12 protein-coding genes and 1 pseudogene are annotated in these 15649 nt (G+C 52.4%); 10 read left to right on the top strand and 3 right to left on the bottom strand.

What is annotated here, in order from left to right:
* Positions 1-129: 129 nt before the first annotated feature.
* The 4 genes from G8S19_RS10585 to G8S19_RS10600 all read left to right on the top strand — a co-directional run bounded on the left by G8S19_RS10585 (position 130) and on the right by G8S19_RS10600 (position 3594).
* Positions 130-2763, top strand: a complete 2634-nt coding sequence (locus G8S19_RS10585) for a YdbH family protein (RefSeq protein ID WP_253686541.1) — start codon at positions 130-132, stop codon at positions 2761-2763.
* Positions 2760-2951, top strand: a complete 192-nt coding sequence (locus G8S19_RS10590; protein ID WP_045442846.1) for a YnbE family lipoprotein — start codon at positions 2760-2762, stop codon at positions 2949-2951. Before G8S19_RS10585 ends, G8S19_RS10590 begins: the two co-directional genes overlap by 4 nt.
* Before the next feature lie 7 nt (positions 2952-2958).
* Positions 2959-3282 (top strand): YdbL family protein, encoded by a 324-nt coding sequence (locus tag G8S19_RS10595; protein WP_101743034.1) that lies wholly within the window; start codon positions 2959-2961, stop codon positions 3280-3282.
* Between the two features lie 132 nt (positions 3283-3414).
* Entirely contained in the window at positions 3415-3594 is a 180-nt protein-coding gene (locus tag G8S19_RS10600; protein WP_048211566.1) for a hypothetical protein, read from the top strand.
* Between the two features lie 34 nt (positions 3595-3628).
* Here G8S19_RS10600 and azoR read toward each other — a convergent pair whose 3' ends face one another.
* Positions 3629-4234, bottom strand: a complete 606-nt coding sequence (azoR, locus tag G8S19_RS10605) for an FMN-dependent NADH-azoreductase (protein ID WP_003020341.1) — start codon at positions 4232-4234, stop codon at positions 3629-3631.
* A 201-nt stretch (positions 4235-4435) separates the two neighbouring features.
* Here azoR and hrpA point away from each other — a divergent pair, with 201 nt between their 5' ends.
* The 3 genes from hrpA (at position 4436) to aldA (ending at position 10855) form a co-directional block, all read left to right on the top strand.
* Positions 4436-8338 carry an ATP-dependent RNA helicase HrpA gene (gene hrpA / locus G8S19_RS10610; protein ID WP_115602003.1) on the top strand — a complete coding sequence of 1301 codons (3903 nt, stop codon included), beginning with the start codon at positions 4436-4438 and terminating at the stop codon, positions 8336-8338.
* Between the two features lie 80 nt (positions 8339-8418).
* Positions 8419-9216 (top strand): YdcF family protein, encoded by a 798-nt coding sequence (locus tag G8S19_RS10615; RefSeq protein WP_170927359.1) that lies wholly within the window; start codon positions 8419-8421, stop codon positions 9214-9216.
* Positions 9217-9415: 199 nt separating this feature from the next.
* Positions 9416-10855, top strand: a complete 1440-nt coding sequence (gene aldA, locus G8S19_RS10620) for an aldehyde dehydrogenase (protein WP_124021177.1) — start codon at positions 9416-9418, stop codon at positions 10853-10855.
* Positions 10856-10896: 41 nt separating this feature from the next.
* Here the strand turns inward: aldA and G8S19_RS10625 are convergent, their stop codons facing one another.
* Positions 10897-11823 carry an alpha/beta hydrolase gene (locus G8S19_RS10625; RefSeq protein WP_061067965.1) on the bottom strand — a complete coding sequence of 309 codons (927 nt, stop codon included), beginning with the start codon at positions 11821-11823 and terminating at the stop codon, positions 10897-10899.
* Between the two features lie 126 nt (positions 11824-11949).
* On the bottom strand, positions 11950-12951 hold the full coding sequence (gap, locus tag G8S19_RS10630) for a type I glyceraldehyde-3-phosphate dehydrogenase (RefSeq protein WP_086523686.1): 1002 nt from the start codon (positions 12949-12951) through the stop codon (positions 11950-11952).
* Between the two features lie 189 nt (positions 12952-13140).
* Between gap and cybB the strand changes: the two genes are divergently transcribed.
* From cybB to G8S19_RS10645, 3 genes and pseudogenes are all read left to right on the top strand, one after another.
* Positions 13141-13671, top strand: coding sequence for a cytochrome b561 (gene cybB / locus G8S19_RS10635; RefSeq protein WP_048211572.1), 531 nt, complete (start codon positions 13141-13143; stop codon positions 13669-13671).
* Positions 13672-13842: 171 nt separating this feature from the next.
* Positions 13843-14259, top strand: a pseudogene (locus G8S19_RS10640) (translesion error-prone DNA polymerase V autoproteolytic subunit); the annotation flags it as partial.
* A 5-nt stretch (positions 14260-14264) separates the two neighbouring features.
* A complete protein-coding gene (locus tag G8S19_RS10645; protein WP_253686543.1) occupies positions 14265-15533 on the top strand; it encodes a Y-family DNA polymerase in 1269 nt (422 codons plus the stop codon).
* Positions 15534-15649: the final 116 nt, after the last annotated feature.

Genomic DNA, 15649 nt, shown 5'->3' on the forward strand with positions numbered 1-15649 from the left:
CCCACAACCTATAAATATTACATATATTTCAATGGTATCTATTCTTAAGGTGGGCATGTTTAGCTAAACATGCCACAATACTGGCCTAAACCGGCTTAAATTTTCGCTAAATCAGGATATTAACTACCCATGAAGGGTAAATATAAAGCCGTTCTGGCACTCCTCTTATTATTGATTCTCGTGCCGCTGACGTTGGTCATGACGCTTGGCCTGTGGGTTCCCACGCTGGTGGGCGTCTGGTTGCCTGTCGGCACGCGTATTGCGCTGGATGAGAGCCCACGGCTGACACGGCATGGGCTGCATATCCCGGAACTTCGCTATCTGGTCGATGATTGCCCGCTAGCGCGCATTACTCAGGCAGAGCTCTCTCACCCCAGCCGCTGGTTGCTTAATGTTGGGACAATTGAGCTCGACTCGGCTTGCCTGGCCAAATTGCCGCAGGCAGAACCCTCGCCGGTAGCGCCAAAAACGCTGGCTGAATGGCAATCGATGCTACCCAATACCTGGATTAACATCGACAACGTTATTCTCTCTCCATGGCAGGAGTGGCAGGGGAAACTGTCGCTCTCGCTAACGCCCTCTACCCAGCAGCTGCGCTACCAGGGTGAAAAAGTTAAATTTCAGGGGCGTCTGCACGGACAGAATCTGACGGTAAATGAGCTGGATGTTGCAGCATTTGAAGGGCAGCCGCCGATAAAACTGGTCGGTGAATTTACCATGCCGCTGGTTCCTGATGGACTACCAGTGAGCGGGCATGCGGTTGCTACTCTGAGCTTGCCGCAGGAGCCAACGCTGGTTGACGCCGAACTTGAGTGGCAAGAAAACAGCGGACAACTGATCGTCATGGCACGGGATGCGGCCGATCCGCTTCTCGATCTGCCATGGGAAATAACGCGTCAGCAACTGACTATCAGTGACGGTCGCTGGAACTGGCCTTATCAGGGGTTCCCGTTAAGTGGGCGTCTGGGGGTGAAAGTTGAAAACTGGCAGGCCGGTCTGGAAAATGCGGTGGTGAGTGGGCGTCTGAACATTCTGACGCAAGGCGATGCCGGTAAAGGAAACGCCGTATTAACGTTAGGGCCAGGTAGGCTCGGTGTGGATAGTAGCGATATGCCGTTACAGTTGATCGGTGAGGCGAAACAGGATGACCTGATCTTCTACGCGAAGTTACCCGCCAGACTTACCGGAAGCCTGATCGATCCGCAGCTCGCTTTCGAGCCAGGGGCATTGCTGCGTTCCCGAGTCATCGATTCACTCGATATTGACGAAATTCGCTGGCCATTGGCTGGCGTTAAAGTGACACAGCGCGGTGTGGATGGGCGTCTGCAGGCCATTTTACGAGCGCATGAGAACCAGATGGGTGACTTTGAGTTACACCTTGATGGTCTGGCCAATGATTTTCTTCCTGATGCCGGTCGTTGGCAGTGGCGGTATTGGGGCAAAGGCAGTTTTACACCGATGCATGCGCTTTGGGATGTCGCGGGCAAAGGGGAGTGGCACGACAACACCCTGAGACTTTTCGACCTCTCGACCGGGTTTGACCAACTGCAATACGGCACCATGAAGGTGGAAAACCCGCGTCTGGTGATGGATGCGCCGATTGTGTGGGTCCGTGATGCCGAAAAACCGACGTTTAGCGGTGCGCTTTCGCTCGATGCCGGAAATACGCTCTTTAGCGGGGGCAGCGTCTTACCTCCTTCAACGCTGAAGTTCAGTGTTGAAGGGACTGATCCGACGATTTTCCAGTTCAAAGGTCAACTTCATGCCGGAGCAATTGGTCCTGTACAGTTGAATGGGCGCTGGGATGGGATTCGCCTGCGTGGCCAGGCCTGGTGGCCAAAACAATCACTCACCGTTTTCCAGACATTGGTACCACCGGACTGGAAAATGAATCTGCGCGAAGGTGAACTTTATGCGCAGGTGGCGTTCTCCGCCGCGCCGGAGCAGGGCTTTGAGGCGGGGGGGCACGGTGTACTGAAAGGGGGTAGTGCCTGGATGCCTGATAACCAAATTAACGGTGTCGATTTTGTGCTGCCGTTTCGTTTTAGCGAAGGCGTATGGCAACTGGGTACGCGGGGGCCGGTGTCATTACGTATTGCAGAAGTTGTGAATCAGGTTGCTGCGACAAACATCACCGCCGATCTGCAGGGCGGGTATCCCTGGAGTGAAGACAATCCGTTGCTGTTAAGCGATGTCAGCGCCGAACTACTGGGTGGCAAAGTGGTTATGCAACAACTGCGGATGCCGCAGCACGATCCGGCATTGTTACGGGTGCAGAATATCTCCTCCAGCGAGCTTATCAGCGCAGTTAATCCCAAACAATTCGCCATGTCTGGCCCGGTTAGCGGCGCGTTGCCGTTATGGCTGGATAACGAAAAGTGGATCATTAAAGACGGCTGGCTGACCAACCCAGGACCAATGACGTTGCGTATTGATAAGGACACGGCGGATGCCGTCGTCAAAGATAATATGGCGGCGGGTGCGGCCATTAACTGGCTGCGTTATATGGAAATAAGTCATTCCTGGACGAAAATAAATCTGGATAACCTCGGTGTTTTAACCATGCAGGCAACGGTGACTGGCAACAGTCGGGTGGATGGCAAAGTGGGAACGGTTAATTTGAATTACACCCACGAGGAAAACGTCTTTACGCTATGGCGCAGTTTGCGTTTTGGCGACAATTTACAGGCATGGCTTGAACAAAATGCAGCGCTGCCAGAAACCCATTGCCCGGAAGGCAAGGAATGTGAGGAACAACAATGAAAACGATAGCTGCCATGCTGGGACTGCTTGCGTCATCTCTGCTGGCGGGGTGTACCCCCAGAATCGAAGTGGCTGCGCCTAAAGAGCCCATCACTATCAATATGAACGTCAAAATCGAGCACGAGATCCATATCAAAGTGGATAAAGACGTCGAGAGTTTACTGAAATCGCGCAGCGATCTGTTCTGAGGTCACGATGAAAAAACAGCTTGTAGCGATCCTGGTGGCGTTAAGTTTTTTGAGCGGCAACGTATGGGCATTGACGCTGAATGAAGCCAGAACACAGGGACGGGTAGGTGAAACGCTTAATGGTTATCTGGTGGCATTGAAAACCGATGCCGAAACGCAGGCGCTGGTGAATGAGATTAATAAAGCGCGCAACGCCAGCTATCAGCAACTGGCTGAGAGTAACAACATTCCGCCAGATGAAGTGGCGAAAATGGCCGGACAAAAGCTGGTTGCTCGCGCCAAACCCGGCGAGTATGTACAGGGCATAAATGGGAAATGGTTAAGGAAATAATAATTCATTTCTGAGCAGGAGCTGACAAGTATTGCATTCACATGAATTATTCATCGATATCGCAATAGTTGCCACACTGCATGATATCGATGTTGATATAGTTCCCCTCCGGTAGCGTCTTGGGGTGAAATCATGTGGCTTTTCAAGTGGTATGTCTGGAATCGTTGGGTATTCAAGCTGTTAAGCCGGGATGTCGCGGAGCCGGAACAATTTTTACAGCATTGCTGGGAAGAAAATCTGGCGAAGTGCAGGGATTACGCAACCATCTGGCGTGATATTAATCGCATTCACGGGAAGCAGGCAAAGAAGTAAGAACCCTCCCACCGGATGGTGAGAGGGGGAATTATCAGGCAGCGACTACGCTGTCGATAGCGGCTTTCGCGTCGGATTGTGCTTTAGACGCCACTTCCGGGCCGTAAGCAATACCTTCAGCAAAGACGACATTCACGTCGGTGATGCCGATAAAGCCCAGGAATACGTTCAGGTACGGCGTGATCAAGTCGGTTGGTGTATCTTTATGGATACCACCACGGCTGGTCAGCACCACAGCGCGTTTACCCGTCACCAGACCTTCCGGGCCTTTCTCGGTATAACGGAAAGTCACACCAGCGCGGGCAATCAGGTCAAAGTAGTTTTTCAGCTGCGTTGGGATGTTGAAGTTGTACATCGGCGCGGCGATAACAATCACATCATGCGCTTTCAGCTCAGCAATCAGCTCATCGGACAGCGCCAGCGCTTCCTGCTGACGCGGCGTCAGCGGTGTATCGCTCGGGCGCATCGCACCCACCAGTTCGCCATCCAGTACCGGTACAGGATTTGCAGCCAGGTCACGGACAGTGATTTCATCAGCAGAGTGCTTTTCACGCCACTGTTCAACAAAATAATCAGACAACTGACCAGACTGAGAGTACCCTGCCAGAATACTGGATTTAAGAACTAATACCTTGCTCATGGGTGTTTCCTTTTATGTGTTTGAAGGGGATGTGCCCCGTTGCTTGTTGACACTTTATTCACAATCCTGCCGCAGTGATAGCGCAATATATCGAATCCTATGTTCGAAATTATTGAACAACACATGAAAAGCGCCGATGTGGTACTCTATACCTATCATCTACAAGAGATTTAACCCGGCAGAGCACTGCCCTCTAACGCTATGACAGAACAACAAAAATTAACCTTCAACATGCTGCAGCAACAGCTGGACTCACTGATGCTGCGCGACAGACAGCGTTTTGCCCGCCGCCTGCACGGCGTGAAGAAGGTTAAAAATCCTGATGCACAACAGGCCATTTACCAGGAGATGGCGAAAGAGATCGCGCAGGCAGCAGGTAAAGTCGTGCTGCGCGAAGCGGCGCGTCCGGAGATTACCTATCCGGAAAACCTGCCCGTCAGCCAGAAAAAGCAGGATATTCTGGACGCCATTCGCGACCATCAGGTGGTGATTGTGGCTGGTGAGACCGGTTCGGGGAAAACCACCCAGTTACCGAAAATCTGTATGGAGCTGGGGCGTGGGGTGAAAGGGCTGATTGGCCATACTCAACCGCGCCGTCTGGCGGCGCGCACCGTGGCGAACCGTATTGCGGAAGAGTTGCAAACCGAGCCGGGCGGCTGTATCGGTTATAAAGTGCGTTTCAGCGATCATGTCAGTGACAACACCATGGTTAAGCTGATGACTGACGGTATCCTGCTGGCGGAAATTCAGCAGGATCGGCTGCTGATGCAGTACGACACCATCATCATCGATGAAGCGCATGAACGCAGTCTGAATATCGATTTTCTGCTCGGCTATCTGAAAGAACTCCTGCCGCGTCGTCCGGATCTCAAAATTATTATCACTTCGGCGACCATCGACCCGGAGCGTTTTTCAAAGCATTTCAATAACGCGCCGATTATCGAAGTCTCCGGTCGAACGTACCCGGTGGAAGTGCGTTATCGCCCGATTGTTGAAGATGCAGATGACACCGAGCGTGACCAACTGCAGGCAATTTTTGATGCCGTAGATGAGTTAGGCCGTGAAAGTCAGGGCGATATTCTGATCTTCATGAGCGGCGAGCGCGAAATTCGCGATACTGCGGATGCCCTGAATAAGCTGGATTTACGCCACACCGAAGTGTTGCCGCTGTATGCGCGTCTTTCAAACAGTGAGCAGAACCGTGTATTCCAGTCGCACAGTGGTCGCCGTATCGTGCTGGCGACCAACGTGGCAGAAACGTCGCTAACCGTGCCGGGGATCAAATATGTAATTGACCCGGGCACTGCGCGTATCAGCCGCTACAGTTACCGCACCAAAGTTCAGCGTTTGCCGATTGAACCGGTGTCGCAGGCTTCTGCGAACCAGCGTAAAGGCCGCTGCGGTCGTGTTTCGGAAGGGATCTGTATTCGCCTGTATTCCGAAGACGATTTCCTGTCGCGCCCGGAGTTTACCGACCCGGAGATCCTGCGTACCAACCTGGCATCCGTTATTTTGCAGATGACTGCGCTGGGACTGGGGGATATCGCGGCGTTCCCGTTTGTTGAAGCGCCGGATAAGCGCAATATTCAGGACGGGGTACGCCTGCTCGAAGAGCTGGGGGCGATAACCACCGACGAACAGGCAACCGCTTACAAGTTAACGCCGTTGGGCCGTCAGCTGTCGCAACTGCCGGTGGATCCGCGTCTGGCGCGCATGGTGCTGGAAGCGCAAAAACATGGCTGCGTACGTGAAGCGATGATCATTACCTCGGCGCTGTCCATTCAGGACCCGCGCGAGCGTCCAATGGACAAGCAACAGGCTTCTGACGAGAAACACCGCCGCTTCCACGACAAAGAGTCTGATTTCCTCGCGTTTGTGAACCTGTGGAACTATCTTGGCGAGCAGCAAAAAGCGCTGTCGTCAAACCAGTTCCGTCGCCAGTGCAAACTTGATTTTCTAAACTACCTGCGCGTGCGAGAGTGGCAGGATATCTACACGCAACTGCGCCAGGTAGTGAAAGAGTTGGGTATTCCGGTTAATAGCGAACCTGCTGAGTATCGGGAAATTCACGTTGCGCTGTTGACCGGGTTACTTTCGCATATCGGAATGAAAGATGCCGATAAACAGGAATTTACCGGCGCGCGTAACGCCCGCTTCTCGATCTTCCCCGGTTCTGGATTGTTTAAAAAACCACCAAAATGGACGATGGTTGCCGAGCTGGTGGAAACCAGCCGCCTGTGGGGACGTATTGCCGCACGTATCGATCCCGAGTGGGTGGAGCCGGTAGCCCAGCATCTGATCAAACGTTCATACAGTGAACCGCACTGGGAACGCGCGCAGGGTGCTGTAATGGCGACAGAAAAGGTCACCGTTTACGGCTTACCGATTGTGGCCGCCCGTAAGGTGAACTACAGCCAGATCGATCCAGTCCTGTCGCGTGAACTGTTCATCCGCCATGCGTTGGTGGAAGGCGACTGGCAAACTCGCCATGCGTTTTTCCGTGACAACCTCAAGCTGCGTGCGGAAGTGGAAGAGTTGGAGCACAAATCACGCCGTCGCGACATTCTGGTCGATGATGAGACGCTGTTTGAGTTTTACGACCAGCGCATCAGCCATGATGTGGTTTCTGCCCGCCACTTTGACAGCTGGTGGAAGAAGGTTAGCCGCGAGACACCGGATCTGCTCAACTTTGAAAAGAGCATGCTCATCAAAGAGGGCGCGGAGAAAATCAGCAAGCTGGATTACCCGAACTTCTGGCATCAGGGCAATCTCAAACTGCGCCTGAGCTATCAGTTTGAACCCGGCGCTGATGCGGATGGTGTGACCGTGCATATTCCGCTGCCGCTGCTTAACCAGATCGAAGAGAGCGGTTTTGAATGGCAAATTCCGGGGCTGCGCCGTGAACTGGTGATCGCCCTGATTAAATCACTGCCAAAACCGGTACGGCGTAACTTTGTGCCGGCACCGAACTATGCGGAAGCATTTTTAGGCCGAGTGACGCCGCTGGAACTGCCGCTGCTGGATTCGCTGGAGCGTGAACTGCGCCGCATGACCGGCGTCACCGTTGACCGTGACGACTGGCACTGGGATCAGGTGCCCGATCACCTAAAAATCACCTTCCGGGTCGTGGATGATAAGAACAGGAAGCTGCAGGAAGGGCGTTCGCTGCAGGATTTGAAAGATGCGCTGAAGGGCAAAGTTCAGGAAACGCTGTCTGCGGTGGCGGATGACGGTATTGAACAGAGCGGATTGCACATCTGGAGCTTCGGCCAGTTGCCGGAAAGTTACGAGCAAAAACGCGGCAACTATAAAGTCAAAGCGTGGCCTGCGCTGGTGGATGAGCGTGACAGCGTTGCTATCAAACTGTTTGATAATCCGCTGGAGCAACAGCAGGCGATGTGGTGCGGTTTACGCCGCCTGTTGTTGCTGAATATTCCATCACCTATCAAATATTTACACGAGAAACTGCCCAACAAAGCGAAGCTGGGGCTGTATTTTAACCCGTATGGCAAAGTGCTGGATTTGATTGACGACTGTATCTCCTGCGGTGTGGATAGACTTATCGACGCTAACGGCGGCCCGGTGTGGACGGAAGAGGGCTTTGCGGCGTTGCACGAAAAAGTGCGGGCTGAGCTGAATGACACAGTGGTCGATATTGCGAAGCAGGTCGAACAGATCCTGACAGCGGTATTTAATATCAACAAACGTCTGAAAGGGCGTGTGGATATGACCATGGCGCTGGGGCTTTCGGATATCAAAGCGCAAATGAGCGGGCTGGTGTACCGTGGATTTGTCACCGGCAATGGATTCAAACGCCTGGGCGATACGTTGCGTTATTTGCAGGCCATTGAAAAACGGCTGGAGAAACTGGCGATTGATCCACATCGCGATCGGGCGCAGATGCTGAAAGTAGATAGTGTGCAGCAGGCCTGGCAGCAGTGGTTCAATAAACTGCCGCCCGCGCGGCGTGAAGATGATGATGTCAAAGAGATCCGCTGGATGATAGAAGAGCTGCGAGTCAGCTATTTTGCCCAGCAGCTTGGCACACCATATCCGATCTCCGATAAACGTATTCTGCAGGCGATGGAGCAGATTACGGGGTGACGCGATGCTGGACCGTAGGCCGGATAAGGCATAGCCGCCATCCGGCATCTGTACCCGGTAAAGAATAAACACCAGGAGTTATGAGTATGAGTCAGTTCCCGATACTTTCCGCAGCCACCCTTGCGGCGATAAATACCGTAGGGCGATGGTTGGCGCAGAATGATTTTATGGAGAACATCACCGTTCAGTCAGACTGCGTGATTCTGGCGGGCAATGCGGTTATTCCGACCATCGACGCCGCCTGTCGGATCGCGAAAGAACAACAGGTTCCCTTATTGATTAGCGGTGGCATCGGTCATTCTACGCGCTTTCTGTATGACGCGATTGCAGAGCATCCTCGCTATAACATCATCCGCACCAGCGGACGAGCAGAAGCTGCGATCCTGGCTGATATTGCGCACCAGTTCTGGCAAATTCCGGGTGAGACGATTTGGGTGGAAGACCAGTCAACAAACTGCGGTGAGAATGCACGCTTTAGCTGTGCCTTACTGAACCAGGCGACAGAAAATATTCACACGGTCATTGTGGTGCAGGACCCTACAATGCAACGCCGCACGATGGCGACGTTTCAGCGTGTAACCCGTGATTTTCTGCAGGCGCCGCGCTGGTTGAGTTTTCCCGGTTTTATCCCTGAGTTGACTCTACAGAACGGTGGTGTGGATTTCGCGCCAACTGCGGAGGGGCTGTGGTCTGTGGATCGCTATCTTTCACTGATTACCGGCGAATTGCCGAGACTGCGCGATGATGCAACCGGCTATGGCCCTCGTGGTCGTGATTTTATCGCCCATGTTGATATTCCGCAGAATGTTGAGGATGCATGGTTGCATCTGCAAAACGATACGGCGCTGACTGACCTGCTGGCGAGCCGATCGCTGTAATCTTTGCTGCCCGTTTGTCGGCATTTTGCCGCAAACGGGCATAAATCCTGCCTGTTTTTTCCCTCCGCCATGACATTACCAGATGCTTTTATGAAGCGGCTCACAGAACGACAATTCCAGCAGTAATGCGTCATGCATGATTGGTATTAATTAACAATAGTTTTACTTGTTAAAAACAAATCAATCACAGGAGAAGCGCATGTCAGTACCCGTACAACATCCTATGTATATTGATGGGCAGTTTGTGACCTGGCACGACGATGCCTGGATTGATGTCATCAATCCAGCGACCGAAGAGCTGATCTCGCGTATTCCCGATGGACGCGCTGAAGATGCGCGTAAAGCGATCGATGCCGCACAGCGTGCTCAGCCGCAATGGGAAGCCCTGCCTGCTATTGAACGGGCGAACTGGTTACGCAAAATTTCTGCGGGCATCCGTCAGCGAGCCGCTGAAATCAGCGCGTTGATTGTGGCGGAAGGTGGAAAAATTCAACAACTGGCTGACGTTGAAGTCGCGTTTACCGCCGACTATATCGATTACATGGCTGAGTGGGCGCGTCGCTATGAAGGCGAGATCCTGCAAAGCGACCGCCCGGGTGAGAATATCCTGCTGTTTAAGCGTGCACTGGGCGTGACGACGGGCATTCTGCCGTGGAACTTCCCGTTTTTCCTGATTGCCCGCAAACTGGCTCCCGCCTTGCTGACGGGGAATACCATTGTCATTAAGCCGAGTGAATTCACACCGAATAACGCCATCGCCTTTGCCAAAATTGTTGATGACATTGGTTTACCGCGCGGGGTCTTTAATCTGGTGCTGGGACGCGGTGAAACGGTCGGTCAGGAACTGGCCGGAAACCCGAAGGTGGCGATGGTGAGCATGACCGGCAGCGTTGTGGCGGGCGAGAAAATCATGGCTGCGGCAGCGAAAAATATCACTAAGGTATGTCTGGAGCTGGGCGGCAAAGCGCCGGCAATCGTCATGGACGATGCTGACCTTGAGCTGGCAGTGAAGTCTATTGTTGACTCGCGGGTGATCAATACCGGTCAGGTGTGCAACTGTGCCGAACGCGTGTATGTCCAGAAAGGTATCTATGACCAGTTTGTGAATCGTCTGGGAGAGGCAATGAAAGCCGTCCAGTTTGGCAATCCGGCAGAGCGTAATGACATCGCGATGGGGCCGCTCATTAATGCGGCTGCGCTGGCACGTGTGGAACAGAAAGTGGCGCGCGCAGTGCAGGAAGGGGCCAGAGTGGTTCTGGGCGGTAAATCCGTTGCCGGCAAAGGTTATTACTATCCACCGACGTTACTGTTAGACGTACGTCAGGAGATGGCGATTATGCACGAGGAGACGTTTGGTCCTGTGCTGCCAGTGGTGGCGTTTAATACGCTGGAAGAGGCGCTGACGATGGCTAATGACAGCGACTACGGCCTGACCTCATCGATTTACACACAGAATCTGAATACGGCGATGAAAGCGATTAAAGGGCTGAAGTTTGGCGAAACCTATATTAATCGAGAAAACTTCGAGGCGATGCAGGGCTTCCACGCTGGCTGGCGTAAGTCCGGGATTGGCGGGGCTGATGGTAAACATGGTCTGAACGAATACCTGCAAACGCAAGTGGTGTATCTGCAGTCCTAAGTTTTTCGCCGGGTGAGTCTGTACGCCACCCGGCGCCATCCTCACACTTTAGTGGCTACCCAGTTCATCATCATTTCCGGCCAGATGGCCAGCGGTAACCCTTGCGCATCGCGAATACCAAATCCGTGCTTACCGCGTTCAAACAGATGCATTTCGACCGGAACGCCCTGCTCACGTAGCGCATTAAAGAAGACCAGGCTGTTTTCTACCTTCACCGCCGGATCGTCAATGGCGTGTAGCAGGAATGTCGGCGGCGTTGTGTTCTCAACTCGTTCTTCAAGTGAATAGCGGTGCAGGTCCTTTTCTTCGGGGGTCGTGCCAACTAATTCAAGGCGAGAGCCTGGGTGAGCGATATTCTCACGCAGGCTAATCACCGGATAGACCAGCGCCATGAACGCGGGGCGGGCGGGTTGTTCGTCTACGCTATCGAGGGGCGTATAAACCGATTCAGCAAAACGTGTTCCCAGGCTGGCTGCCACATGACCGCCGGAGGAAAAGCCCAGTATACCGATACGATAAGGATCGATTCCCCATTCATGTGCGTTAGCCCGAATGTAGCGCATAGCGCGTTGGGCATCGGCCAACGGTGCGTTTGACGCTTCCTCGTGACCATCCCCCGGCAAGCGATAGGTCATGACAAACAGAGTATAACCGCGGGCATTAAAAAAGGGCGCCAGCGCACTACCTTCTTTGTCCAGCACTACGCGTCGATAAGAGCCGCCGGGGGTGACAAGTATTCCCACACCATTCGGTTTTGCGGGGGCGTAGACGGTGATTTCTGGGGCACGAATACCGGTTACCGCACGATCGTAATGAGAGGTTCCCGTATGTCTGGGTTCGGGGGTAAATACCGCATCGCTGTTTTTTGCTCCGGGGGCTTCACCCATTGGCCAGACTGAGACGGTGGCGGCGTGGGCAACGGCTTGCGCGATCATAGTTTCTAACGTTTCTCGACTCAGTGCTTCCATTACTGTGCTCCCTTTGTGGCAAAGGTTAGCTATAGCACACTTAATGGGTTGAAAACGGGGAGAGACTCACAACGTATTGAATTAGCGGGAAATGAAACGAGGCGGAGGCGATCCTCCGCCATAACACTAAAGCGTGATAAATTTATCCAACGTACGGATAAGTTGGGTGACAAAACCGTACTCGTTATCGTACCAGGCCACGGTTTTTACCAGTTGCAGATCGCCCACTTCGGTGATCTCGGTTTGTGTTGCATCAAATACTGAACCGAAATGTGAGCCAATGACATCTGACGAGACAATTTCTTCGTCGGTATAGCCGAATGATGCATTGTTCAGCGTTGCCTTTTTCAGCGCGTCGTTAACCTCTTCCGCAGTGACTTTTTTACCCAGAATCGACACCAGTTCCGTAACGGATCCGGTTTTTACCGGAACACGCTGGGCGTGGCCTTTTAATTTCCCGCTCAGGGCCGGGATCACCAGACCAATCGCCTTCGCCGCACCGGTGGTATGAGGAATGATATTTTCTGCTGCCGCGCGTGAGGCGCGCAGATCTTTCCCGCGAGGGCCATCAACCAGTGATTGCGTTCCGGTGTAAGCATGGATAGTGGTCATGGTGCCAAGCTGAATACCGAAGCTGTCATGCAGCGCTTTTGCCATCGGCGCCAGGCAGTTGGTGGTGCACGACGCGACAGAGATAATCCGATCGCTGGCATCCATCGTGTCGTCGTTGACGTTAAAGACAATGGTTTTCATATCCCCAGCCGGGGCGGATATCAGCACTTTTTTGGCCCCGGCATCCAGGTGCGCGTTGGCTTTTTCTGTTGAGGTATAAAAACCGGTGCATTCGATGATGATCTCTGCGCCAGTCGTTTTCCACGGAATATTTTTTGCCTCTTTTTCGGCGTAAACGGCAATTTTTTTACCATCGACAATCAGTGCGTCCTCGGTAAAGTCGACGCTCCAGGGAAACGGGCCGTAGTTTGAATCGTGTTTTAACAGATAAGCGAGGATTTTCGGTGAGGTGAGGTCATTGATAGCGACGACCTCCACGCTGCTTTTGACCTCCAGTAGCCGACGCAATACCAGACGACCGATACGACCAAAACCGTTAATGCCAATTTTATTCATGGTTTTCTCCTGTCAGGATGAGACGGTACGACATATTTTCCCTACCAGGCATAGTCCAGTCAGGCATCCGCGGCAATAGCTGTTTTTGCGGTTAAACGTAACTGACTGAAAATGGGTGAACAAAACTTAATGAATTTTTAACAAAAGCCCGTTATGTTGACGCATTATTGTTTTTATTCGAGAAGTGTTATGGGGAAGAAGTATTCTGGCCTGCAAATTGGCATTCACTGGCTGGTCTTTTTGTTGGTCATTGTGGCCTACAGTGCCATGGAGTTTCGCGGATTTTTCCCGCGCAGCTATCGTCCCGGGTTCAACATGGTGCATGTTTCCTGTGGTATCACGATTTTAGCGTTGATGGTGGCGCGTCTGCTGGTCAGACTTAAGTATCCGGCACCACCGATTGAACCAAAACCGAAGCCGATGATGATTGGCATGGCGCATCTGGGGCATCTGGTTATCTATTTGCTGTTTATTGCGCTGCCGATTATTGGCCTGGTGATGATGTATAACCGGGGAAATCCGTGGGTTGCATTCGGCATTGTTATGCCACATGCGGCAGAAGCCAATTTTGAACTGGCCGATATGCTGAAATCATGGCACGAAACGCTGGCAAACCTGGGTTATTTTGTCATTGGCCTGCATGCCGCCGCGGCTCTGCTACATCACTATTTCTGGAAGGATAATACGTTGTTGCGCATGATGCCGCGAAAACGCTCCTGAGGTAATGCCCCGCAAATGTGGGGCATTTTTTTAGCCGATTATTTTTCCAGACATCATAAAAGCTTATCGACAAGATGGTTAAACAACGCTCAATTCGCCACACTTGTCACTTGATCGCTGTCCTTATTAAAACTACTGTATATAAATACAGTTAATGAGGGGCAGATTATTATGTTGTTTTTCCAGCCTGCGGAACGCCGCGAAATTAAACACTTTCCGCTATTTAGCGATCTTGTGCCTTGCGGTTTTCCATCTCCGGCACAGGACTACGTTGAGAAACGTATCGACCTCAATGACCTGCTGGTACGGCATCCCAGCGCAACCTATTTTGTTAAATCATCTGGCGACTCCATGAGGGGCGCGGGGATCGGCGAGGGCGATTTGCTGATTGTCGACAGCGCCAGAAAGCCTGCCCATGGAGATATCGTTATTGCCGCTATTGAGGGCGAATTCACCGTTAAACGTCTGCAATTACACCCAGTTATCATGCTGAAGCCAGAGAACAGCGCCTACGCGCCGATCATGATTAGCAGCGAGGACACGCTGGATATATTTGGTGTGGTGACATTTATCGTTAAAGCCGCGGGCTCATTATGTTTGCCCTGGTGGATGTTAATTCATTTTATGCCAGCTGTGAGTCGGCATTCCGGCCCGATCTGAAGGGCAAACCCGTTGTCGTTCTTTCAAATAACGATGGCTGTGTCATTGCCTGTAGCACGGAGGCAAAAGCGCTTGGCGTTAATATGGGCGCACCGTATTTCAAACAGAAAGATCTGTTCAGGCGTTATGGCGTGTTCTGTTTTAGTTCGAACTACGAATTGTATGCGGATATGAGCAGCAGGGTGATGTCGATTCTGGAGGAGTTGTCGCCGCGCGTGGAGATGTACAGTATTGATGAAGCCTTTTGCGATTTAACGGGCGTGCGAAACTGCCGGGACCTTACGGATTTTGGTCGGGAAATCAGAGCAACCATTTTACAGAAAACACGCCTCAAGGTTGGGGTTGGTATCGCCCAGACCAAAACCCTGGCCAAGCTGGCTAACCATGCTGCCAAAAAGTGGCAGGAACAGACTGGCGGGGTGGTGGATCTCTCGAATATTGAGCGTCAGCGTAAGCTGATGACTGCGCTCCCGGTTGATGAAGTCTGGGGTGTTGGACGCCGTATCAGTAAAAAACTGGACGCTATGGGCATTAAAACGGTCTGCGACCTGGCAGATACCGATATTCGCTTTATCCGCAAACATTTCAACGTTGTGCTTGAGCGCACTGTGCGGGAATTGCGCGGTGAACCTTGCCTGGAGCTGGAGGAGTTTGCGCCAGTTAAGCAGGAAATTATCTGCTCAAGATCGTTTGGTGAAAAACTCACGGATTACAACGCGATGAGAGAGGCAATTTGTACCTATGCTTCACGTGCTGCGGAAAAGCTGCGCAGAGAGCACCAGTTCTGCCGGTTTATCTCTACGTTTATCAAAACCAGCCCATTTTCCCTGAATGAACCGTATTACGGTAACAGCGCATCGATAAAACTGCTGACACCAACCCAGGATAGTCGGGAAATCATTGCAGCAGCAACGCGCAGCCTGGATGCCATCTGGCGAGCGGGGCTGCGTTATCAGAAAGCGGGCGTTATGCTGGGGGATTTTTTTAGCTCTGGCGTTGCTCAGCTGAATCTTTTTGATGACAACCGCCCACGGCGTAACAGCGATAAACTGATGGCCGTTCTGGATACGCTCAATGCTGAAAAGGGTAAAGGAACGCTCTATTTTGCCGGACAAGGTATACAACAACCGTGGGCGATGAAGCGAGACATGCTTTCGCCGCGTTATACCACGAGATACAGTGATTTGCTGCGCGTGGGGTAGGGGTTGTTCATTATTGAATGGAGGGCCTTTTTATTCGCTTGATAATCAGGTCTCGCAGCGCCGCAGCATATCACTGGGTAATTGAGAGAATAAGACCGCTGAATAACAGCGGTCTT

This window comes from Citrobacter sp. SX206 (assembly GCF_024181025.1).
In the GTDB taxonomy this organism is placed as follows: domain Bacteria; phylum Pseudomonadota; class Gammaproteobacteria; order Enterobacterales; family Enterobacteriaceae; genus Citrobacter; species Citrobacter youngae.